We start from the raw sequence: 21,260 nt of genomic DNA on the forward strand, positions 1-21,260 counted from the left end.
GAGGGCCCCATGACCACACGGCTGCTGGAGCGGTTCGACCGCATCATCGTATTCGACACCGAGACCACCGGCATCGACTTTGTTCAGGACGAGATCATCGAACTGGGGGCCGTGTGCCTGACGGCGGAGGGGGAGACCGGCGCCATGGACGATCTGATCCGCCTGTCCCCGGGCCGGGCCCTGCCGCCCTTCATCACGGACCTGACCGGCATCACGCCGCAGCAGCTGGAGATGGAAGGCGTGGAGAAATCCGCCGCCGCGGAGCGGTTCTGCCGTCTGCTGGAGGGGGCGGAGCGGCCGCTGCTGGCCGCCTACAACGCCCAGTTCGACCTGAGCTTTCTCTACTATCTGCTGCGGCCTCTGGGCCGGGCGGCGGTGCTGGGGCCGCCCCGGTTCCTGGATCTGCTGACCGTGTACCGGGACCGGCGGGACTACCCCCACAAGCTCTGCAACGCCATCGAGGCCTTCCATCTGGAGGACGCGGCGGTCAACAGCCACCGGGCCGTGGACGACGCCCGGGCGGCCCTGGCCCTGCTGGGCGCCATGGAGGCGGAGCGGGACGATCTGGACCGGTACATCGACCTCTTCGGCACCCACCCCAAGTACGGCGTCTCGGGCAAACGGATCTCCTCTGTCACCTACCGGCCCCAGTCCTACCAGCGGACAAGGCCCCTGTACGAGACCGGGGAAGTGTGAAGGAATTGTGAATTTTTGCGGAAGGGCTTGCAATATGACAACCTGTCGGCTATGATAAGCGACAGGTTGTCATATTTCTTTTCCTCCGCCGGAAAATTTCTCTTGACCTTCCCCCTGGTGGAAGGCGCAGAATGTCCGCGGGATGAAGAAAGCGGCGCCGTCATATCGTATTGTTTGAGAGGAGGGGAGCGCCGTGCCGAGCAGCACGTTTATGAACCTGCCGCCGGAAAAGCAGGAAAAGCTGCTGGAGGCTGCCACCCGGGAATTCTCCAGCCGGCCCTTCAACGAGGCCTCCATCAACCAGATCATCAAGGAGGCCGGTATCCCCCGGGGCAGCTTCTATATGTACTTCCAGGACAAGGAGGAACTGTTCCGGTATCTGCTGCGGGGCTATGTGGACCAGATGGTCATGGTCATCGAGGAGCTGCTGCTGCGCCGGAAGGGGGACATCTTCCAGGCCCTGCTGGACCTGTACGACTACTTGGCCGCCAAGGGCGGCGCCCAGCACCTGGGGGAGATGGGGGCTATGGCCCGCATCCTCCACTGCAACCAGGGGATGCAGAAAACAGGCCTTTTGGGGATGCTGGATCCCGGGGCCATCCTGGAACGGCTGAAGGACGCGGTGAACCCGGACCTGCTGGATCTGCGGCGGGAGCGGGACCTTGGAGATATCCTGGGCGTGCTGCTGAGCACCACGGTGCCCATGGTCTATGCCGGCCTGCAGGCCGGCGCCGCTCCCGGCAGCCGGGAGCGGCTGGAAAATGTATTGGAGATCCTGCGGCGGGGCATGGGAAAGACGCCGCCGGAAAACTGAGAGAAGGAGCGCATTATGGAAGAACTGATGAAGGAAGAGGCCGTTCAGGACCCGGCGCCGGTTCAGACGCCGGAGACCAAGCAGAAATGGAAGCCCCATCTGCCCAAGAGCAAAAAGGGCAGGCGCTGGCTGAAGATCGGCGTGGCACTGGTGATTGTGGCTGCCATTGTGGGCGGATGCATGTCCAGCCTGAAAAAGAACGTCAACAGTACACTGGCGGGGGCGTATCTGGTGGCCACTGCCACCCGGCAGGATCTGACGGTCAGCGTCTCCGGCACCGCCACGCTGGAGCCCGCGGACTCCTACAATGTCACCACGCTGATCTCCGGCGAGATCCTGGACTCCCCCTTCGAGGTGGGAGACCTGGTCAGCAAGGATACGCTGCTCTACGCCATGGACAGCAGCGACGCCCAGGATTCCGTGTCCCGGGCGGAGATCTCCGTGGAGCAGGCCCGGCTCAGCTATGAGCAGGCCCAGGAGGCCCTGCACCCCACGGCGCCCCTCAGCGGCATCATCGGGGAGGTCTATGTCCACAACGGCCAGAGCGTCACCGCCGGTACTCAGATCGCCAAGGTGGTGGCCAGTACGGAGCTGACCATGGACTTCCTGTTCGCCTTTGCCGATCCCGCCGACTTCTACATCGGCCAGCAGGCCACAGTGTTCATCGACGGCTTTGACGGCTCCCAGATGGGCACGGTGACCTATGTCTCCAACTCCAGCGCCATCACGGCCAATGGCAAGGAGGCCGTCTCCGTCCGGGTGCGGCTCAATAACCCCGGCGCCGTCTCCGACGCCTTCACCGCCTCCGCCGTCATCGGCAGCTACACCAGCTACGGGGAGACGCCGGTGGCCATGCCCGCCTCCGCCGTGGTCTACGCCACGGCCTCCGGCACCATCAACGATCTCAATATGCTCTCCGGCAACACCGTCTCCAAGGGCGACGTGCTGTGCACCGTGGAGTCCGAGACCACCCGGAACCAGATCGAAAACGCCCGGCTGAATCTGGCCTCCGCCCAGCTCTCCGCCGGTACCGCCCAGGGGACCGTGGACGACTACAACATCACCTCCCCCATCGCCGGAACCGTTATTGAGAAAAACTTCAAGGCCGGGGACAAGGTGGACGGCGCCGCCTCCGGCACCCTGGCGGTGATCTACGACCTGAGCTATCTGAAGCTGGAGGTGGCCGTGGACGAACTGGACATCGGCAAGGTGGAAGTGGGCCAGCAGGTGGAGATCACCGCCGACGCCCTGGAGGGCCAGACCTTCACCGGCGTGGTAGACACCATCAGCATCAGCGGCAACACGGTGAACGGCGCCACCAGCTACCCGGTCACCATCATCCTGGAGGACTACGGCGATCTGCGCCCGGGCATGAACGTCTCCGCGAAGATCATCGGCGACGAGATCCCCAACGCCCTGTGTATCCCCGTGGACGCTGTGGGCCGGGGGAATGTGGTCACGGTGCCGGGAGAGGGCGCCATGAACGCCGACAACACCGCCGTGGCGGACATCACCAAGCTGGAGACCCGGGAGGTGACCCTGGGCCGCAACGACGATATGTACATCGAGGTGACGAGCGGTCTGGAGGAGGGCGACATCGTCCTGATCGAAAACCAGGCCTCCAGTCTGATGGATATGATGATGTCGACGGGAGGCTGAGCCCATGGAGCACCTCATTGAACTGAAGGACGTCTACAAGATCTACCAGATGGGCGAGGAGACGGTCCACGCCCTGGACGGCGTCAGCCTGACGGTGGATCCGGGGGAGTTCGTGGCCATCGTGGGCTCCTCCGGCTCCGGCAAGTCCACGGCCATGAACATCATCGGTTGCCTGGACGTGCCCACCTCCGGCACCTATCACCTGGGGGGCATCGACGTGTCCACTATGGAGGACGACCAGCAGGCGGAGGTCCGCAACAAGATGCTGGGTTTCATCTTCCAGCAGTACAACCTGATCCCCAAGCTCACGGTCCAGGAGAACGTGGAGCTGCCGCTGCTGTATGCCGGCGTCAGCGCAGAGGAGCGTCACCGCCGAGCGGTGCAGTCCCTGGAGCGGGTGGGCCTGGCCGACAAGCGGAAGAACCTGCCCAGCCAGCTCTCCGGCGGCCAGCAGCAGCGGGTGTCCATCGCCCGGGCTCTGGCGGGCAAGCCTTCGGTCATCCTGGCCGACGAGCCCACCGGCGCCCTGGACTCCCGCACCGGCCGGGAGGTGCTGCGGTTTTTGCAGCAGCTCAACCGGGAGGGGGACACGGTGGTCCTCATCACCCACGACAACTCCATCGCCGTCAAGGCCCGGCGGATCGTTCGCCTCCAGGACGGCAAGATCATCTATGACGGGGATGCGGGTGACCCCCAGGCTCTGGTCCAGCCCCATGAGTACGACGAGGAGACAGAGGAGGCGGGCCTATGAATTTCACACAGTCCTTCAAGCTGGCCCTCAATTCCCTGCGCACCAGCAAGATGCGGGCCTTCCTCACCATGCTGGGCATCATCATCGGTGTGGGCGCGGTCATTGTGATATTGTCCCTGGGCAACGGCATGACCAACATGATGAACGAGCAGTTCGAGACCCTGGGCGCCAACCTGGTACAGGTGATGGTGTGGCCCCGGGGCGAGGGCGGCACCCGGGATGTGGACGCCGACGACCTGTACGATCTGGTGGAGCAGTACCCCCAGTACCTCACCGGCGTCTCGCCCTATGTCTCCGCCAGCGCCAAGGTGCGCAGCGGCACGGAGAGCTTTGACCGCACCAGCGTCTACGGCGTCAGCGAATCCTTCTTCAAAAGCGATACCCAAAAGACCATGCAGGGCGAGAGCCTGTCCAAGGGCCGCTTCCTGCGGTACATCGACGTGGAGCGGCATCAGAATGTCTGCGTGATCGGGTCCTATCTGGAGCTGGAGGCCTTCCGGGGCGACGCCCTGGGAAAGAGCCTGTCCATCGGCGGGATCCCCTATACGGTGGTGGGTGTGCTTTCGGAGAATGCCGACAACACCGAGGGCAGCGGCGACGACAAGGTCTATATCCCCTATGAGAACGCCAGCCGTCTCAGCGGAGGGTCCTATCAGGATATGTACCTGATGACCAGCACCAGCCGGGACACGGCCGCGGCCGCCAAGGGCATCATTGAAAACCGGCTGCAAAAGACCTACCAGTCCACGGACTACTATATGGTCATGACTTCCGCGGAGATGATGGACGCCATGAACACCATGATGAACACCATGATGATCGTGCTGGTGGCCATTGCCGCCATTTCCCTGCTGGTGGGCGGCATTGGTATCATGAACATCATGCTGGTGTCCGTCACGGAGCGGACCCGGGAAATCGGCATCCGCAAGTCCCTGGGCGCCAAACAGAGGGATATCCGCAGCCAGTTCGTCATCGAGGCCGGCACCACCTCCGCCGTGGGCGGCGTGCTGGGGATTCTCTTTGGAGTGGCTCTGGCCGCCGTGGCCACGGCTCTGGTGGGCGGATTGATGACCTCCGGTATGGGCGGCGCCACCTTTGCCGCCGCGCCCAGCGCCGGGGACATTGCTATCAGCTTCGGTGTGTCCGTGGGTATCGGTATCCTGTTCGGCTACTTGCCCGCCAATAAGGCGGCAAAGCTCAACCCCATCGACGCCCTGCGCTACGAATAAGCGACCGGCCGCCCGTCCCGAAAGGGATGGGCGGCACTCATTTCAAAAATTTTTCCTTCCCCCCAAACTTTTCGCCGCTTTGCCGCGTCTGTAAGGCAGAACGAAACAGAAAGGACCATGAACGTGACACGAGTATCGGAACAACAGCTGACCGGCTTTCTTGTGGAAAATCAGGCGCGGTTCTATCGTCTGGCTTACAGCTATCTCCAAGACAGGGAAGAGGCTCTGGACGCGGTACAGACCGCTGTCTGCAGGGCACTGGAACGACAGGAAAGCCTTCGGGAAGCAGACGCCATGCGCACCTGGTTTTACCGCATTTTGGTCAATGTGTGCATGGATGCTCTGCGAAGGCGGAAACTGGTGACTCTGGTGCCGCCGGAGGCGCTGGACACCGGCAGCTATGAAGATCCGCTGCCGGCGGACGGGGACCTTGCCAGACGGGTGGAGGCGCTGCCTCCGGAGGTGAGCACCATCGTGAAGCTGCGGTTTTACGAGGATCTGTCCCTCAAGGAGATCAGTGCCGTCACCGGCTGCAACCTCAGCACGGTCAAGACACGGCTGTACACTGGCCTGAAGAAATTACGGGTATCAATGGAAGGAGTAAATGAAGCATGAAAGAGTTTGATAAGGCAAGAGAGAACTATGAGTCCACGCCCATCCCCGAGGAGCTGAACGATCGCGTCCAGGCGGGCATCCGACAGGGCCGGGAAGCCCATCGCCGCGCATCCCGCCGGCCGCTGGTCCGCACACTGGGTACCTGCGCCGCATGCCTTGCGGTGCTGGTGGGTGCGCTGAACATCTCCCCCACCTTCGCAGCGGCAGCGTCCGATGTGCCGGTGCTGGGCGGACTGTTCCAGGTGCTGACGGTCCGCAGCTATGATACGGTCCGGGACGGCATCGACTATGATGTCTCTGTTCCCGAGGTGGAGGCCGACAGCGCTGTGGCCGACAGCGCTGTGGCCGACCGGATCAACGCCGAGATCCAGGAGCGCGTGGATGCCCACATGGAGAAGGCCCAGCAGGACTGGGAGGATTATCAGGAGGCGTTCTTCGCCACCGGCGGCACCGAGGAGCAGTGGGGCGACCGGAAGATGGACGTGATCGTCGACTACGAGATCAAGAGCCAGACCGATACCACTGTGTCCTTTGTGGTGGACTTCGGTGAGGGCTGGGTCGCCGCCAACCAGCAGCGGTTCTGCTACAACCTGGATCTGGAGAATGACCGGGACATCACTTTGGAGGACCTGCTGGGTGAAAACTGGGTGGAGATCTGCAATGACGCCGTGAAGGCCGGCATGGCCGCTCAGATCGAGGCGGACGGCTTCGACTACTTCTTCCCGGCGGAGCAGGGCGGCTTCACCATGGTGGATGAGACCACCAGCTTCTATATCAACGAAAACGGCGACCCCGTTCTGGTGTTCCCGGAGTACTCCATCGCCGCCGGCGTAGCCGGGATCCTGGAGTTCCCCGTTGAGCAGTAAAATGAAATAAAGAAATCCTCTCTTCAAAACACCAAGGCCCCGTCCAAACAGGGACGGGGCCTTGGTGTTGTCTTTTGGGTACGGTGGCCGCTTACATGTCGAACACACCCATAATCACGATGCCGATGACGACCAGCAGGATCATGGCGTAGTGCTTCCAGGACAGCTTCTCCTTCAGGAACAGCCGGCTCCACAGCACGGAGGCGGCGCAGTAGGCGGAGATGATGGGGGCGGACATGGCCAGGTGCTCGGTGTCCGCGATGGCATAGATGTAGGCAAACTGGCCGGCAGTTTCGAAGATGGCGCCGGTGTACTTGGGGGCCTCCATCTTCGGGATCAACTTATCCTTCTTGATGAGGACCACATACATGAAGCACAAAATACCTGCCAGCAGGAAGGTCAGCTCATAGGCCACGTTGGCGCTGTCCTCGTTGAGGGTCTCCAGCACCCGGTTATCGGCAAAGGTGCCGGCGGCGTCCAGCAGGCAGTAGGCCACCGGCAGGGCCAGGGCCAGAAAGCTCTTGGCGTACTTATAGTTGCCGGCTTCCTGCCGCTGGGCCCGCAGGGTCTCGTCCTCGCAGGCGTCCACAACGCCCAGGCCGATGGCGCCCACGCACACCAGCGCCACGGCGAACAGCGCCAGGGGGGAGTAGTCCTCGCCGCCCACGAACAGCAGCGTCAGCACCGCCACCAGGGCGCCGGAGGAGTTGCAGATGGGGGAGGAGATGGACAGCTCGATGTACCGCAGGCCCAGATACCCCAGGGTCATGGAGCCGATGTACAGCAGGGACACCGGCAGGTAGGTCAGCAGGATGGAGAGGCTGATCTCCGTGCCGCCCACAAAGATCTCGAAAGCGGCATGCAGGCCCATGACCACACCCACGGCCATGACCATTTTCAGATGGCTGTACTTGTCAGATGCGTCCCGGCAGCCGATCTTGGAAAACAGGTCGGAGCCGCTCCAGCACAGCAGGGCAATGATAGAAAGCCAAAACCACATAATTCAAATTCTCCCAAAACAAACAGATTTTTGATTTATTCCGGCAGGCGGGTCAGTCCCGCTTCCACCAGCTTCTGCAGGCTCATGAGGATGCCGAGCTTCGCGTGATACCAGGTGAGCCCGCCTTGGAAATACACGGCGTAGGGGGGACGGATGGGGCCGTCGGCGGAGAGTTCAATGGAGCTGCCCTGGACAAAGGCGCCCGCCGCCATGATGACGTCGGAGTCATAGCCGGGCATGGCCCAGGGCTCCGGGGTCACGTAGCTGTCCACCGGCGCCGCTGCCTGAATGCCCTTGCAGAAGGCCACCATGGCCTCGGCGCTGCCCAGAGTCACCGCCTGAATGATATCGTGGCGGCTCTCCGTGGCATTGGGGACACAGGGATAGCCCAGCTTTTCATAGATGTTGGCGGCGAAGATGGCGCCCTTGAGGGCGCCGGACACCACTGTGGGCGCCAGGAACAATCCCTGGTAGAGGGCGGGCATCAGCCCCAGGTTGGCGCCCACCTCCTGCCCAAGGCCCGGGGCGGAGAGCCGGTAGGCGCACCGCTCCACGCACTCCTTGGTGCCGCAGATGTAGCCGCCGATGGGGGCCAGGCCGCCGCCGGGATTCTTGATGAGGCTGCCCACCACCATGTCGGCTCCCAGGTCCGAGGGCTCGTTCATCTCCACGAACTCGCCGTAGCAGTTGTCCACCATGACCTTCACGCCCGGCTTCACGCTCTTGCAGAAGGCGATCAGTTCCCCGATCTGAGCCACGGAGAAGGAGGGGCGGGTGGCGTAGCCCTTGGAGCGCTGGATGGTGATGAGCTTGGTGCGCTCGTTGATCTTTTGGTGGATGGCGTCGTAGTCGAAGGTGCCGTCGGCCTTCAGGTCCGCCTGGGCGTAGGTGACGCCGTACTCCTTCAGGGAGCACTTGCTCTCCCGGATGCCGATGACCTCCTCCAGCGTGTCGTAGGGGGCGCCCACGGGGGAGAGCAGCTCGTCTCCCGGCAGGAGGTTGGCGGAAAGAGCCACGGTCAGCGCATGGGTGCCGCAGGTGATCTGGGGCCGCACCAGGGCCGCCTCGGTGTGGAACACGTCCGCGTAGACCCGCTCCAGATTGTCCCGGCCGTCGTCGTTGTAGCCGTAGCCGGTGGTGGCGGCGAAATGGGTGGCGTTGACCCGGTTTTTCTGCATGGCGGCGATGACCTTGCCCTGGTTGTACTCCGCCACGGCGTCGATGCCGTCGAACCGCTGCCGCAGCTCCCGCAGCACCGCTTCGCCGTATTCATACACAGCCCGGCTGATGCCCAGCTGTTCATACATCTTTTCAAGTTCCATCAGTCTCGTCCTTCTCTCCCAGAATTTTGTCCGCCAGATCGTGGAGGACCTCCGGCTTGGTGACCACCAGGCCGCTTTTTTCATTGCCCAGGATCAGCAGTGTGTCCCCCGGCGAAATGCCGAAAAACCGCCGCGCCTCCTGGGGAATGACGATCTGTCCCCGGTCGCCCACCTTGGCGGTGCCAAAGACACGGTTTTTGCCCATCCCCAGCATGTGCTTGCCGCCAGGCATGGAACCACCCCTTTCGAAAATCATATTTTTCATACAAGTGTGAATCATAGCACAACCGGGAGAACTTGGCAAGAAAAACTTTGCGTGCTTTCGCTCTTGTTGGGCGGAGATGGATTTGTTAGAATAAAGGACGATTTTGAGTTTGCGGATGGGGGCGAGACCATGACCAAGGAAGAGGCCCTGAAAACCTATTACGGCTACGACGCCTTCCGGGAGGGACAGGAGCACGTTGTGGATGCGCTGCTCTCCGGCCGGGACGCCCTGGCCATCATGCCCACCGGAGCGGGGAAGTCCGTGTGCTACCAGATCCCGGCGCTGCTGCTGCCGGGGATCACCCTGGTGATCTCGCCCCTGGTGTCGCTGATGGCGGACCAGGTGACGGCTCTGGTGCAGATGGGCGTCCCGGCGGCGTACCTCAACAGCACGCTGACCTACCGCCAGTATCTGCTGTCCCTGGAGCGGGCCCGGGCGGGGCGGTACAAGATCATCTATGTGGCGCCGGAGCGGCTGGAAAACGAGGGGTTCCTGGCGTTCGTCCGCCAGGCGGAGGTCTCCCTGGTGGCGGTGGACGAGGCCCACTGCATCTCCCAGTGGGGCCAGGACTTCCGGCCGTCCTATCTGAAGATCCCGGACTTTGTGGACGCTCTGCCCCACCGGCCGCCGGTGGGGGCCTTCACCGCCACCGCCACGCCCCGGGTCCGCGACGACATCCGCCGTCTGCTGCGGCTGCAGACCCCGGCGGAAACGGTCACCGGCTTTGACCGGAAGAACCTCTTCTTCGAGGTCCAGCGGCCGGAGCGGAAGGACCGGGCCCTCCTGGAGCTGGTGAAGAGCCGCCCCGGCAAGGCAGGCATCGTCTACTGCGCCACCCGCCGGGCGGTGGAGGAGACCTGCGAGCTGCTGCAGAGCCGGGGCGTGGCCGCCACCCGCTACCACGCGGGGCTGGACATGGAGGAGCGCCGCCGGAACCAGGAGGACTTCCTCTACGACCGGGCGGCGGTGATGGTGGCCACCAACGCCTTCGGCATGGGCATCGACAAGTCCGACGTGCGGTATGTCATCCACTACAACATGCCCCGGGACCTGGAGAGCTACTATCAGGAGGCGGGCCGGGCCGGCCGGGACGGCGCCCCCGCCAGCTGCATCCTGCTCTTCTCCCGGCGGGACGTGCAGATCCAGGAGTATCTGATCGACAACAGCGAGGCCCGGGAGGAACTGGACGCCGGGACAGCGGTGCAGCTGCGGCGGCGGGAGCTGGAGCGGCTGCGGATCATGACCGGTTACTGCGCCACCCGCCGGTGCCTGCGGCGGTACATCCTCTCCTATTTCGGGGAGACGGCTCCGGAGGAGTGCGGCACCTGCGCCAACTGCCTGCGGTCCCACCAGGACATCGAGGTGGGCCGGGAGGCCAGGATCATCCTGGGCTGCATCCACCGCACCGGCGGCCACTTCGGCGCCGCCGTCATCGCTGAGACCCTCTGCGGCGCGGACACGGAGAAGGTCCGCAAATATCACATGGACCGGGAGCCGGACTATGGCGCCCTGGGGAGATTGACCCAGGGAGAGGTCCGGGAGCGGATGGAATTTTTGCTGGACGAGGGATATCTCACGGTCAGCACCGGCCCCTATCCGGTGCTGGAGCTGACGGACCGGGGCCTGGAGGCCCTGGGAGACCAGCGGGAGCTGTGGATGCGGACCTTCCGCTCCGACCGCTCGGCCCCGGCGCGGCAGGCCTCCTCCGGGGAGCTGGAGGGCGAGGCGGCGGAGCTGTTTGCCCGCCTGCGGGCCCTGCGGGCCAAAACGGCCCGGATCCGGGGCGTGCCGGCCTATGTGGTGTTCTCCGACAAGACGCTGCGGGAGATGGCCCTGACCCGCCCCGGTTCCATGGAGGAGCTGCTGGACGTGGGCGGCGTGGGCGAGGAAAAGGCCCGGCGCTACGGCCGGGCCTTCCTGGCGGAGATCGCCGCCTTTACGGAGGGAGCGTGAGACGCTCCCTCCCCCTGTTTACAGCACCTGATAGACGGTGGTGCTCCCCTTTGCCACCTTGTAGGGGGCGAAGCGGTCCGGGTGCGTTTTGACATGGCGGGCAAGCTGCTTGGCAAGGGTCATTTTCTCGCTGCGGGACAGGCACGGCCACTCATCCGGCAGCAGGGAGGAGACGATGAAGGTCTCGCCGTGCTGCCTGCGGTCCAGATTTTGCAGCATGGTGGCGACCAGCGTGGCCAAAGGCGGGGCGCCGCTCTGCCGGCCGGCCTGGAGCATCACGCAGTAGTGCTGAAAGGCCGACGGCGTAAAGCCCAGTTCCTGGGCCATCTGACAGACATCGCTGAATTCGTTGGGGGTGTAGTTGGAATAGAGCCGCATGGAAACCGCCTCCCTGTGAGTTTGTTTCTAAAGTAGGTGCTACTGTGATAGTATAGCACCTACTTTAGATATGTCAAGAACGGATTTTCGCGATAGGAGATGGGACCAAGCGCACATCTGTGGGTTGACAGAGGCCCTGTTCCGGGATAAAATGTTACTGTAAGCAAATATGTGTCCGGTAGGTAAGGCTACCGCAGGGATACGGATCGCTGCCGCAAAGGGATGGAGACATCCCGCGCTGGTTTGAACAGGGCTTGTCGAACAACAAGGCATGACCTAACGCGATTTCACCGCCCGGCGGAGTTGAAGCTTGAACGGTGACGATGGCTCTTTTGCGCGCCCCCACCGTTCGGGGGCGCGTTTTTTGCATATTTCTTTCCAAAAAGAGAGGTGAATGGAATGGATGCCGGCAGTCGATGGCCAGACACACGCGTCTGGAAAAAGCAGCCCTGTGCTGCTGACGGAGCTCTCGCGGGCATCCGTCCTGCCTAGGCGCGCGTCCGGCCTCCCTGTCACGAACGGAGCTTCGGCTCCCCGATCAAACAGGAGGTGCGAACGATGCTGATGAGAAAGAATGATATGCTGTACCTGAACGCTCCGGAGGACGCCGTGGCCGCCGTCATGTGGATTGATCCCCCGGTGCTCTCTCCCCGGTGCCGGGTCAACGAGGCCATTGAGCGGATCCGGCAGGTGGGCCTGCCCGATGCCGGGCTCAACAGCTGCTTTGTGGTGTCGGAGGAGGGCGTCCTGCTGGGCCTGGTGGGCCTGCGGACGCTGCTGCTGACCCGGGGCGGCGTGCGGCTGGAGACGGTGATGACCCACCCCTTCGCCACCCTCCAGCCGGAGGACGACCGGGAGGTGGCCGCCCAGCTGATGGAGCGGTACGACCTGCCGGAGCTGCCGGTGGTGGATGCCGGCAACCATCTGGTGGGGGTCGTCACCGCCGCGGATGCCATGACGGTGCTCCAGGCGGAGGCCACGGAGGACATGGAGGTCATGGCCGCCATGACCCCCTCGGAGGAGCCGTATTTTGAAAGCTCCATTTTCCGCCTGTTCCGCAGCCGGGTGGTGTGGCTGATGCTGCTGATGCTCTCCGCCACCGTCACCGGCGGCATCATCTCCCACTTTGAGGATGCCCTGGCCGCCCAGGTGGTCCTGACGGCCTTCATCCCCATGCTGATGGACACCGGCGGCAACTGCGGCTGCCAGTCCTCCGTCATGGTGATCCGGGGACTGTCCCTGGGTGAGATCCACTTTTCCGACTGGGGCCGGGTCCTGTGGCGGGAGATCCGGGTCAGCGGCCTGTGCGCCGCGGCTTTGGCGGCGGTGAACTTCTTCCGCCTGATCCTGCTTTCCGGCGTGAATTTCAGCGTGGCAGCCACCGTCAGCCTGACCCTGATCGCCACGGTGGTGCTGTCCGACCTGGTGGGCGGGCTGCTGCCCCTGGGGGCCAAGCGGCTGGGCTTCGACCCGGCGGTCATGGCCAGCCCCCTGATCACCACCATCGTGGATGCGCTGTCTCTGCTGATCTACTTCCAGATGGCCAGCTGGCTGCTGGCGCTGTGAACGGGCGTCCCGGGAATACGAAAAAAGCCCCGCTGCAATCCGCAGCGGGGCTTTTGCCATGTGTTCAGTTCAGGAAGTCCTTCCGCTTCTTGGAGCGGCTGGGGTGGCGCGTCGCCGTCGCGGACTCCGCATCCCTCGCTTCTGCCGGCGGCAGAAGCGCTCTCGCTCCGTCGCTCCGGCTCTCCCCACGGGACCCGCTGAGCTGGGCTCCCGCGGAGACCCCAAAACTGCGCCCCAAGGGAGCTGCGTCCGGAAAAGCTGTTTAGTTCAAAAAGTCCTTCAGCTTCTTGGAGCGGCTGGGGTGGCGCAGTTTGCGCAGGGCCTTGGCCTCGATCTGGCGGATGCGCTCCCGGGTGACGTTGAACTCCTTGCCAACTTCCTCCAATGTGCGGGTCCGGCCGTCCTCGATGCCGAAGCGCAGCTTGAGGACCTTCTCCTCCCGGGGGGTCAGGGTGGACAGCACGTCCATCAGCTGCTCCTTGAGCAGCGTGAAGCTGGCGGCCTCGCTGGGCTCGCTGGCGCCCTCGTCGGGGATGAAGTCGCCCAGGTGGCTATCCTCCTCCTCGCCGATGGGGGTCTCCAGGGAGACGGGCTCCTGGGCGATCTTCAGGATCTCCCGGACCTTCTCCACCGGCATGCCCATCTCGGCGCTGATCTCGTTGGGGGAGGGATCGTGGCCCAGCTCCTGGAGCAGCTGGCGGCTGACCCGGATGACCTTGTTGATGGTCTCCACCATGTGGACGGGGATGCGGATGGTCCGGGCCTGGTCGGCGATGGCCCGGGTGATGGCCTGCCGGATCCACCAGGTGGCGTAGGTGGAGAACTTGTAGCCCTTGGTGTAGTCGAACTTCTCCACGGCCTTGATGAGTCCTAAGTTGCCCTCCTGGATCAGGTCCAGGAACAGCATGCCCCGGCCCACGTACCGCTTGGCGATGGACACCACCAGGCGGAGGTTGGCCTCGGCCAGCTTCTGCTTGGCGGCCTCGCCCTTCTTCTCCGCCTTCTTCCAGGCGGCGATCTCCTCGTCGGTGTAAGGCACCGGCTCCCCGGCGTCCTTCAGACGGCGGATCTCGTGGAGGCGGCGCTCGGCCTCGTTGCCCTCGCCCATGACCTGGGCCAGGGCGATCTCCTCGTCGGGGGAGAGCAGGGGCACCTTACCGATCTCCTTGAGGTACATGCGGACGGGATCGTCGATGGAGAAGTTGTTGACCAGGGTGTTGGGGTCCACCAGCTCCTCTTCCTCCACGTCGGCGATCTCCTCGGCGGGGGGCTCGTCGTCGGGCAGGTCCGTCAGCAGCGGCTCGTCGGCGCTGATGTCGATGTTCAGCGCCTCCAGGGAGTCGTACAGCTGGTCCATCTGCTCGCCTTCCAGGTTCAGGTCGTCCACGGCGTCCATGAGCTCGGCGGACTCCAGCTTACCCTTCTTCTTGCCCCGGGCCAGCAGCTCCCGCAGCTTTTCGTTGCCCATGAGCCAGCCGGCAGCGGGCAGCGCCGCCACCTGCTTGTCGTCCAGCCGCAGGATGCCGGCCTTTTTGGCCTCCTCGTCCGTCAGCAGGCGGGGAGCCTCCGGCTCCTCGGCGGCCTTTTTCTTGGCGGACTTTTTCCCGGACTTGGCAGCCGGCCCCCCGTCCGCTTTTGAACTCTCCGCGGCCTCCTCGGCGGCGGCCAGCAGAGCGTCCGCCTGCTGCTCCAGCTCCTCGGGGGTGAATTCCTGTTTCTTAGCCATGCTGCTTTCCTCCATTACCCTTTTTGTCTTTGTATTTTTCCGTGGCCGCCAGAAGGGGGTCCACGTCGTCTCCGCCGGAGCGCTTGCGCCACTCCGACTGAATGATGCGTATGTAGTCCGCCAGTGCCTGCGCGGCGTTGGCCAGGGACTCCGGCCGCTCCGTCACGTCGATGAGGTGACTGATTTCCTCCTGAGAGAAGAACTCCGCCAGCAGGGGAATCGAGGGATCCCGTCCCACCCGGCGCTGGTTCCAGAGCTGCGTGAACGCCCTGCCCAGCAGGGGGGAGGAGAACTGCTCCTCCGTCAGGGGCGGCGCGTCCGGAAAGACGGTGGCGTCCTTGACCAGAAGCCGCAGCACGCCCTCCTCGGCCCGGGCGGAGCGGACGTTGTCGTAGCGCAGGGTCCGCTCCCGGGGCTGGAGCGAGGCCGCCGGGTTCAGTTCCCGCCGCAGCTCCGCCCGCTTTTCCTGCCGGGTCCGCTGGCGGAAGGCACGCTGGACCTCCAGCTTCATGGCCTCCGGGGTGATCTTGGCGGCCTCCGCCGCCCGGCCGGTGTAGATCTCCCGCTCCACGGCGTTTTCCAGGGTGGACAGCAGGGCGCTGATCTCCTCGCAGTAGGACACCCGGCCCTCGTCGTTGGTCAGGTCGTGCTTGGCGGCCACCTGGGCCATGCGGAACTCGATGCCGTTCTCGCTGCCGCTCAGCAGCCGCTCAAAGGCGTCGGGGCCCTGGAACTTGATGAAGTCGTCGGCGTCTTGCTTGACATACTCCCCGTCCACCAGGCGCCTCGGCAGCTGGAGGACCTTCACGGAGAAGTCGGAGTTGTTCAGGATCTGGAGCGCCCGCTCCGTGGCGATCTTGCCGGCGTTGTCGTTGTCGTAGCAGAGGACCAGCTCCTTGGTGAAGCGGGAGAGGAGCCGGGTCTGCTCCACGGTCAGCGCCGTGCCCATGGAGGCCACGGCGTTGTCGAACCCCGCCTGGTGCAGCGTCACGATGTCCAGGTTGCCCTCACAGAGGATGATATTGGGCCGCTTGGTCTTTTTTGCCAGGTTCAGCCCGTACAGCACCCGCCGCTTGGAATAGACCGGCGTCTCCGACGAGTTCATGTACTTGGGCTCGGACTTGTCCAGCACCCGGCTGCCAAAGGCCACCACGTCGCCCCGGGTGTCCACCACCGGCAGCATCAGCCGGTTTCGGAACTTGTCGTACAGACGGCCGTTCTTGTTCTGGACCACCAGCCCCGCGTCCAGCAGTTCCCGTTTGGAGTAGCCCCGGCGGGTCATCTCCGTCAGCAGGGTGTCCCAGCTGTCCGGGGAGGCGCCCATGCCGAACTTCACGGCGGTGGACTTTTTGATCTGCCGCCGCTCCAGATACGCCCGCACCGCCGCGCCCTCCGGCTGCTGGAGCAGCTGGTAGTAGAAGCGGGCGGCGTCCCGGTTGAGGTCCAGCAGCCGCTGGCGGCGGCGTCCGGCCTCTCGGTCGCCCTCCTCTTCCGGCACCTCCAGCCCGGCCCGCTTGGCCAGGAACCGCACGGCGTCGGGGAAGGACAGGTTCTCCTCCTCCATGATGAAGTTGATGACGCCACCGCCCCGCTTGCAGCCGAAGCAGTAGTAGATCTGCTTGTCCGGCGAGACGGAGAAGGAGCCGGTCTTTTCACTGTGGAAGGGGCAAAGGCCGAAGAGATTGGCGCCCTTGCGCTGGAGCTGGACATAGCTGCCCACCACGTCCACGATGTCGCTGCGGGCGAGCAATTCGTCCAGAAAAGCCTGGGGAAACGCCATCTTCCGTCCTTCCTTTCGCTCAGTTTTGCCGGTTTTCCCCCGGGCCATACCGGGAGAAACGCGGCGCGCTCGAAACGAGACAATTTAGATATACCCCGCCGCTGCCGCATTTCCTCTTTTTTTCTCAAATTTTTTTCAAAAAGTTTTTTCGGTGTGCCTTTACATACCGGGAGGGCATGCGTAAAATGAAGGAAAAACGCCGGGCGCGGAAACTGGCCCGGCAGGGAGGAGGCGCGGATTATGCCCATCGAGCTTTGGGCCGCCCGGTTGGAGCGGCCCCTGACGGCAGAGGAGGATGCGGCCATGCTGGCCCTGCTGCCGCCGGAGCGGCGGGAGCGGCTGGAGCGGCTGCGGCAGCCGGAAAAGCGGCGGGAGCCCCTGTGCGCCTACCTGATCCTGTGCCGGGCCCTGTGGGAGCAGTACCGCTGGCGGACCCTGCCGCCCATCCGGACCACCTCTCTGGGCAAGCCCTATTTTCCGGATCACCCGGATGTCCACTTCAACCTCAGCCACACCGCCGGAGCGGTGCTGGTGGCCCTGTCGGACCGGCCCGTAGGGGTGGATATCGAGCGTATCCGGCCGGTGAGCCCCCGGACCATGCGGCGCCTGGCGGACGTCCAGACCGAGCGGGCCTTTTTCGAGAGCTGGGTCCGGCGGGAGGCCCGCTCCAAGCGCAGCGGCGCCGGCGTTGGAACCATGCTGACGGCGGAGGAGCCTCTCCAGCGGGGGGAGCAGTTCTACGAGCTGGATACCTTTCCCGGCTATGCGGCGGGAGTGTCCACCCGGGGCGGAGGGCCGCCGTCACCCCTGCGGCGCTATACCCTGGACGAGATCACCTGAGCGGAAAGAAATAACAGGCGGCGGGGCATTCGCCCTGCCGCCTGTTCCGTTGCCGCTTGGGTCTACACGATCTTGCGAAGGAGACGGGGCTGAGCCGCGTCCTTCTGTTCCGAGAAGTAACGGATGATGTCCTTTCGGGTCACGATGCCGGTGAAATTGCCCAGATCGTCCACCACCGGGATGAAGTTCTGCTGCATGGCGCTGTTGACCAGCTCCTCCATGGTGACGGTGATGCGGACGGGGGGATACGCGTCACGGTTCAGAATATCCCGGATCCGCAGGTCCTCCAGCTCCTTCATGGAGAGGGGGCGGCGGGTGTCCTCCTGAGAGAGCAGCCGCCAGAGGAAATCCCCCTCGCTGACGGTGCCTGCGTACTGCCCCTCCCGGGTGATGACGGGAATGGCGGTATAGCCGTGGTAGCGCATCTTCTCCAGGCCCTGGCGGAAGGTGTAGTCATCGTACAGGTAAGCGACGGTGCTTTTGGGGAGCAGAAAATAGGCAATGTTCACTTCGCTGCTTCCTTTCTGGGGCGGCGCGCCGCCCGTAATGGGCCCCTCCGGCCTTTCTATTATATAGTATACAGGACCCGGCGGGGAATTGGTGAATAATCTATGAAATCTGCCGGAAGTGAGGCTTTACATTTGCGGAAGGGACTGGTATCATGAGGGCGTGATATATGCAACAACAAGGAGGCGGTCACTGTGCTGACCCGGCAGGAGCTGGAGAAGAACCCGCTGTTTCAGGACATCACCTATGAGAGCTATCTGCAGATGCTGACCTGTTTCCAGGCGGTGCAGAAAAGCTACCGGCCCGACGAGGTGCTCTACGATTTCACCGATCCCCGCAGCAACTCTGTGGGCATTCTGGAGCGGGGCACGGCCGCGCTGATCCGCATTGACGAGGAGGGCGTCACCACCGTGCTGGAGGAGCTGGGGCCCGGCGGCGTGTTTGGCCGGAGCCTGGCGTTTTCCGGCTCCCGGCGGGACAGCCTGGAGGTGGTGGCACGGACGCCCTGCGATGTGGCCTACATCGACTATCCCCACATCCTCAAGCGATGCGAGAACGCCTGTGCCCACCACAGCATGCTGGTGCAGAACATGCTGCGGCTGATCTCCGAGAAGGCCCAGAGCCTCAGCGAGCGGGTGGACGTGCTCTCCCGCCGGTCCATCCGGGAAAAGCTGCTGTGCTACTTCCGCCAGCTGTCGGAAAAGGCCGGCGGGGACACCTTCACGCTGCCCTTTTCCCTCAGCACCCTGGCCGACTACATCGCCACGGACCGCAGCGCCATGATGCGGGAGCTCAAGCGGCTGCGGGAGGAGGGCCTGCTCCGCTCCGACGGACGGCGCTTCACGCTGCTGGTATGACGGAGAGATCCTTTGCAATAGTACCAAAAAGCCCGGGGGATTTCCCGGAAAATCTCTGGAAAACGCATTGACTGCGTATCCTGTATATGTTAAAATGTAAACAATGTGCCGCTGGACAAGCGGCGGCAGATGCGGAAAAATTCGAGGATTCGGGAAAGAAGGAAGGATATGTATCGCATCGTAAGAAAAGAGGCTCTCCGCCCCACCGTCACCCTCTATGAGATCGAGGCGCCGCTGGTGGCCAAGAAGGCCCAGCCCGGTCAGTTCATCATTCTGCGGGTGGACGAGAACGGAGAGCGTATCCCCATTACGATCAACGCCTATGACCCTGAGAAGGGCACCGTCACCATCATCGTCCAGACCGTGGGTGCCACCACCGAGAAGCTCAGCCACATGAAGGAGGGCGACTTCCTCCAGGACTTCGTGGGTCCCCTGGGCAAGGCCACCGAGACCGAGGGCAAGAAGAAGGTCTGCGTGGTGGGCGGCGGCGTCGGCTGCGCCATCGCGTACCCTGTGCTGAAGAAGTTCCACGACTCCGGCGCCGAGGTCCACGCGGTCATCGGCTTCAAGAACAAGGACCTGGTGATCCTGGAGGATCAGTTCCGGGCCGCCAGCAGCGTGCTGAAGATCTGCACCGACGACGGTTCCTACGGCCAGAAGGGCCTGGTCACCGACGCCCTGAAGGAGCTGATCGACGCCGGCAACCAGTATGACGAGGTGTTCGCCATCGGCCCCATGGTCATGATGAAGTTCGTCTCCAAGACCACCGAGCCCTACGGCATCCCCACCACCGTCTCCATGAGCCCCATCATGATCGACGGCACCGGCATGTGCGGCGGCTGCCGCCTGAGCGTGGGCGGCGAGATGAAGTTCGCCTGCGTGGACGGCCCCGACTTCGACGGCCACAAGGTGGACTGGGATCTGGCGGTCAAGCGCAACCAGATGTACCGGGAGTTTGAGGCCCACAAGTACGAGGAGACCTGCAACCTGTTCAAGAAGGAGGCCGAATAACCATGGCCAATATGTCTTTGACGAAGAATCCCATGCCCTCTCAGGACCCCGAGGTCCGCAACAAGAACTTCAGCGAGGTGGCTCTGGGTTATACCGAGGAGCAGGCTCTGGACGAGGCCCAGCGCTGCCTGCACTGCAAGAACAAGCCCTGCATGACCGGCTGCCCGGTCATGGTACATATCCCCGAATTCATCGCCGAGGTGGCCAAGGGCAACTTTGAGGAGGCCTATCAGATCATCTCCGCCACCTCTGCCCTGCCCGCCGTGTGCGGCCGCGTCTGCCCCCAGGAGAGCCAGTGCGAGAAGTACTGCGTCCGGGGCAAGAAGGGCGAGCCCGTGGCCATCGGCCGTCTGGAGCGGTTCGTGGCCGACTGGCACAATGCCCACGCCACCGCCGCCCCCGAAAAGCCCGCCTCCAACGGCCACCGCGTGGCTGTGGTGGGCTCCGGCCCTGCGGGCCTGACCTGCGCCGGCGACCTGGCCCGCAAGGGCTACGAGGTCACGGTGTTCGAGGCCCTGCACCTGGCTGGCGGCGTGCTGGTCTACGGTATCCCCGAGTTCCGTCTGCCCAAGTCCATCGTTCAGAAGGAAGTGGACGGCCTGAAGGCCATGGGCGTCACCATCGCCACCGACACCGTGGTGGGCCGCACCATCACCATCGACGAGCTGATGGAGGAGCAGGGCTTCGAGGCTGTGTTCATCGGCTCCGGCGCAGGCCTGCCCATGTTCATGAACATCCCCGGTGTGAACTACCGCGGCGTCTACTCCGCCAACGAGTTCCTGACCCGTATCAACCTGATGAAGGCCTATCTGCCCGACTCCGACACCCCCATCATCCACCCCAAGCGGGTGGCCGTTGTGGGCGGCGGCAACGTGGCCATGGACGCCGCTCGCTGCGCCAAGCGCCTGGGCGCCGAGGTCTACATCGTCTACCGCCGCGGCATGGAGGAGCTCCCCGCCCGTAAGGAAGAGGTGGAGCACGCCGAGGAAGAGGGCATCATCTTCAAGACCCTCAACAACCCCGTGGAGATCTTCGCCGACGAGAACGACAACGTCAACAAGATCCGCTGCATCCGGATGGAGCTGGGTGAGCCTGACGCCTCCGGCCGCCGCCGTCCCATCGAGGTCCCCGGCAGCGAGTTCGACATCGACGTGGACTGCGTGATCATGGCTCTGGGCACCAGCCCCAACCCCCTCATTAAGTCCACCACCAAGGGCCTGGAGATCAACAAGAAGGGCGGCATCGTGGTCAACGAGGACGGCCTGACCTCCAGAGACAGCGTCTACGCCGGCGGCGACGCCGTCACCGGCGCTGCCACCGTCATCCTGGCCATGGGCGCTGGAAAGACCGCCGCCAAGGCCATCGACGAGCAGCTCAGCGGCAAATAAGCAGCTATACAGAGAAAGCAGACGGTACAGCCGTCTG

The 21,260-nt window shown here is 63.9% G+C and carries 20 protein-coding genes; 13 read left to right on the forward strand and 7 right to left on the reverse strand.

Annotation, left to right across the window (positions count from 1 at the left end):
* The first annotated feature begins 9 nt into the window (after positions 1 to 9).
* From KFE19_15055 to KFE19_15085, 7 genes are all read left to right on the forward strand, one after another.
* Positions 10 to 696 carry a 3'-5' exonuclease gene (locus KFE19_15055; protein QUO37660.1) on the forward strand — a complete coding sequence of 229 codons (687 nt, stop codon included), beginning with the start codon at positions 10 to 12 and terminating at the stop codon, positions 694 to 696.
* Between the two features lie 193 nt (positions 697 to 889).
* Positions 890 to 1,510, forward strand: coding sequence for a TetR/AcrR family transcriptional regulator (locus KFE19_15060; GenBank protein ID QUO37661.1), 621 nt, complete (start codon positions 890 to 892; stop codon positions 1,508 to 1,510).
* A 15-nt stretch (positions 1,511 to 1,525) separates the two neighbouring features.
* Complete coding sequence (locus tag KFE19_15065) at positions 1,526 to 3,169, forward strand: efflux RND transporter periplasmic adaptor subunit (GenBank protein ID QUO37662.1); 1,644 nt, start codon at positions 1,526 to 1,528, stop codon at positions 3,167 to 3,169.
* Between the two features lie 4 nt (positions 3,170 to 3,173).
* A complete protein-coding gene (locus KFE19_15070; GenBank protein ID QUO37663.1) occupies positions 3,174 to 3,920 on the forward strand; it encodes an ABC transporter ATP-binding protein in 747 nt (248 codons plus the stop codon).
* Complete coding sequence (locus tag KFE19_15075; GenBank protein ID QUO37664.1) at positions 3,917 to 5,149, forward strand: ABC transporter permease; 1,233 nt, start codon at positions 3,917 to 3,919, stop codon at positions 5,147 to 5,149. The genes KFE19_15070 and KFE19_15075 overlap by 4 nt, the downstream gene beginning before the upstream one ends.
* 117 nt (positions 5,150 to 5,266) lie before the next feature.
* Positions 5,267 to 5,764, forward strand: a complete 498-nt coding sequence (locus KFE19_15080) for a sigma-70 family RNA polymerase sigma factor (GenBank protein ID QUO37665.1) — start codon at positions 5,267 to 5,269, stop codon at positions 5,762 to 5,764.
* On the forward strand, positions 5,761 to 6,630 hold the full coding sequence (locus tag KFE19_15085) for a DUF3298 domain-containing protein (GenBank protein ID QUO37666.1): 870 nt from the start codon (positions 5,761 to 5,763) through the stop codon (positions 6,628 to 6,630). Before KFE19_15080 ends, KFE19_15085 begins: the two co-directional genes overlap by 4 nt.
* Before the next feature lie 91 nt (positions 6,631 to 6,721).
* Here KFE19_15085 and KFE19_15090 read toward each other — a convergent pair whose 3' ends face one another.
* Genes KFE19_15090 through KFE19_15100 form a run of 3 tightly spaced genes read right to left on the reverse strand, consistent with a single transcriptional unit; the run spans position 6,722 to position 9,217 of the window.
* Entirely contained in the window at positions 6,722 to 7,630 is a 909-nt protein-coding gene (locus KFE19_15090; GenBank protein ID QUO37667.1) for an EamA family transporter, read from the reverse strand.
* A gap of 35 nt (positions 7,631 to 7,665) precedes the next feature.
* Entirely contained in the window at positions 7,666 to 8,952 is a 1,287-nt protein-coding gene (locus tag KFE19_15095; GenBank protein ID QUO37668.1) for a methionine gamma-lyase family protein, read from the reverse strand.
* Complete coding sequence (locus KFE19_15100) at positions 8,942 to 9,217, reverse strand: AbrB/MazE/SpoVT family DNA-binding domain-containing protein (protein ID QUO37669.1); 276 nt, start codon at positions 9,215 to 9,217, stop codon at positions 8,942 to 8,944. Before KFE19_15100 ends, KFE19_15095 begins: the two co-directional genes overlap by 11 nt.
* A gap of 129 nt (positions 9,218 to 9,346) precedes the next feature.
* Here KFE19_15100 and recQ point away from each other — a divergent pair, with 129 nt between their 5' ends.
* Positions 9,347 to 11,170, forward strand: coding sequence for a DNA helicase RecQ (gene recQ / locus KFE19_15105; GenBank protein ID QUO37670.1), 1,824 nt, complete (start codon positions 9,347 to 9,349; stop codon positions 11,168 to 11,170).
* 18 nt (positions 11,171 to 11,188) lie between these two features.
* On the opposite strand, the gene KFE19_15110 is transcribed toward recQ, so the two are convergent.
* Positions 11,189 to 11,548: a hypothetical protein gene (locus tag KFE19_15110; protein ID QUO37671.1), complete on the reverse strand. Its 360-nt coding sequence runs from the start codon at positions 11,546 to 11,548 to the stop codon at positions 11,189 to 11,191.
* A gap of 558 nt (positions 11,549 to 12,106) precedes the next feature.
* Between KFE19_15110 and mgtE the strand changes: the two genes are divergently transcribed.
* Positions 12,107 to 13,114 (forward strand): magnesium transporter, encoded by a 1,008-nt coding sequence (mgtE, locus tag KFE19_15115; GenBank protein QUO37672.1) that lies wholly within the window; start codon positions 12,107 to 12,109, stop codon positions 13,112 to 13,114.
* Positions 13,115 to 13,376: 262 nt separating this feature from the next.
* On the opposite strand, the gene rpoD is transcribed toward mgtE, so the two are convergent.
* Both rpoD and dnaG read right to left on the reverse strand, forming a co-directional pair.
* Positions 13,377 to 14,582, reverse strand: coding sequence for an RNA polymerase sigma factor RpoD (gene rpoD / locus KFE19_15120; protein QUO39654.1), 1,206 nt, complete (start codon positions 14,580 to 14,582; stop codon positions 13,377 to 13,379).
* 250 nt (positions 14,583 to 14,832) lie between these two features.
* Positions 14,833 to 16,620 carry a DNA primase gene (dnaG, locus tag KFE19_15125; GenBank protein QUO37673.1) on the reverse strand — a complete coding sequence of 596 codons (1,788 nt, stop codon included), beginning with the start codon at positions 16,618 to 16,620 and terminating at the stop codon, positions 14,833 to 14,835.
* Between the two features lie 240 nt (positions 16,621 to 16,860).
* Between dnaG and KFE19_15130 the strand changes: the two genes are divergently transcribed.
* Positions 16,861 to 17,460 (forward strand): 4'-phosphopantetheinyl transferase, encoded by a 600-nt coding sequence (locus KFE19_15130; GenBank protein QUO37674.1) that lies wholly within the window; start codon positions 16,861 to 16,863, stop codon positions 17,458 to 17,460.
* A gap of 62 nt (positions 17,461 to 17,522) precedes the next feature.
* On the opposite strand, the gene KFE19_15135 is transcribed toward KFE19_15130, so the two are convergent.
* On the reverse strand, positions 17,523 to 17,969 hold the full coding sequence (locus KFE19_15135; GenBank protein ID QUO37675.1) for a CBS domain-containing protein: 447 nt from the start codon (positions 17,967 to 17,969) through the stop codon (positions 17,523 to 17,525).
* A 192-nt stretch (positions 17,970 to 18,161) separates the two neighbouring features.
* On the opposite strand from KFE19_15135, the gene KFE19_15140 reads away from it, so the two are divergent.
* From KFE19_15140 to gltA, 3 genes are all read left to right on the forward strand, one after another.
* Positions 18,162 to 18,824: a Crp/Fnr family transcriptional regulator gene (locus tag KFE19_15140; GenBank protein ID QUO37676.1), complete on the forward strand. Its 663-nt coding sequence runs from the start codon at positions 18,162 to 18,164 to the stop codon at positions 18,822 to 18,824.
* Positions 18,825 to 18,992: 168 nt separating this feature from the next.
* Positions 18,993 to 19,835: a sulfide/dihydroorotate dehydrogenase-like FAD/NAD-binding protein gene (locus KFE19_15145; GenBank protein ID QUO37677.1), complete on the forward strand. Its 843-nt coding sequence runs from the start codon at positions 18,993 to 18,995 to the stop codon at positions 19,833 to 19,835.
* A 2-nt stretch (positions 19,836 to 19,837) separates the two neighbouring features.
* The gene (gene gltA / locus KFE19_15150; GenBank protein ID QUO37678.1) at positions 19,838 to 21,223 is read left to right on the forward strand and encodes an NADPH-dependent glutamate synthase; all 1,386 of its coding nucleotides are present in this window, start codon (positions 19,838 to 19,840) and stop codon (positions 21,221 to 21,223) included.
* Positions 21,224 to 21,260 lie beyond the last annotated feature (37 nt).

This window comes from Dysosmobacter sp. Marseille-Q4140, from assembly GCA_018228705.1.
Classification (GTDB): Bacteria; Bacillota; Clostridia; order Oscillospirales; family Oscillospiraceae; genus Oscillibacter.

Excerpts from the sequence above, each read along its gene's own strand:
- KFE19_15055 (QUO37660.1), top strand. The coding sequence starts at position 10 with ATGACCACACGGCTGCTGGAGCGGTTCGACCGCATCATCGTATTCGAC.
- KFE19_15065 (QUO37662.1), top strand. The coding sequence starts at position 1,526 with ATGGAAGAACTGATGAAGGAAGAGGCCGTTCAGGACCCGGCGCCGGTT.
- KFE19_15070 (QUO37663.1), top strand. The coding sequence starts at position 3,174 with ATGGAGCACCTCATTGAACTGAAGGACGTCTACAAGATCTACCAGATG.
- KFE19_15075 (QUO37664.1), top strand. The coding sequence starts at position 3,917 with ATGAATTTCACACAGTCCTTCAAGCTGGCCCTCAATTCCCTGCGCACC.
- KFE19_15080 (QUO37665.1), top strand. The coding sequence starts at position 5,267 with ATGAACGTGACACGAGTATCGGAACAACAGCTGACCGGCTTTCTTGTG.
- KFE19_15085 (QUO37666.1), top strand. The coding sequence starts at position 5,761 with ATGAAAGAGTTTGATAAGGCAAGAGAGAACTATGAGTCCACGCCCATC.
- KFE19_15090 (QUO37667.1), bottom strand. The coding sequence starts at position 7,630 with ATGTGGTTTTGGCTTTCTATCATTGCCCTGCTGTGCTGGAGCGGCTCC.
- KFE19_15095 (QUO37668.1), bottom strand. The coding sequence starts at position 8,952 with ATGGAACTTGAAAAGATGTATGAACAGCTGGGCATCAGCCGGGCTGTG.
- KFE19_15100 (QUO37669.1), bottom strand. The coding sequence starts at position 9,217 with ATGAAAAATATGATTTTCGAAAGGGGTGGTTCCATGCCTGGCGGCAAG.
- recQ (QUO37670.1), top strand. The coding sequence starts at position 9,347 with ATGACCAAGGAAGAGGCCCTGAAAACCTATTACGGCTACGACGCCTTC.
- KFE19_15110 (QUO37671.1), bottom strand. The coding sequence starts at position 11,548 with ATGCGGCTCTATTCCAACTACACCCCCAACGAATTCAGCGATGTCTGT.
- mgtE (QUO37672.1), top strand. The coding sequence starts at position 12,107 with ATGCTGATGAGAAAGAATGATATGCTGTACCTGAACGCTCCGGAGGAC.
- rpoD (QUO39654.1), bottom strand. The coding sequence starts at position 14,582 with ATGGGCAACGAAAAGCTGCGGGAGCTGCTGGCCCGGGGCAAGAAGAAG.
- dnaG (QUO37673.1), bottom strand. The coding sequence starts at position 16,620 with ATGGCGTTTCCCCAGGCTTTTCTGGACGAATTGCTCGCCCGCAGCGAC.
- KFE19_15130 (QUO37674.1), top strand. The coding sequence starts at position 16,861 with ATGCCCATCGAGCTTTGGGCCGCCCGGTTGGAGCGGCCCCTGACGGCA.
- KFE19_15145 (QUO37677.1), top strand. The coding sequence starts at position 18,993 with ATGTATCGCATCGTAAGAAAAGAGGCTCTCCGCCCCACCGTCACCCTC.
- gltA (QUO37678.1), top strand. The coding sequence starts at position 19,838 with ATGGCCAATATGTCTTTGACGAAGAATCCCATGCCCTCTCAGGACCCC.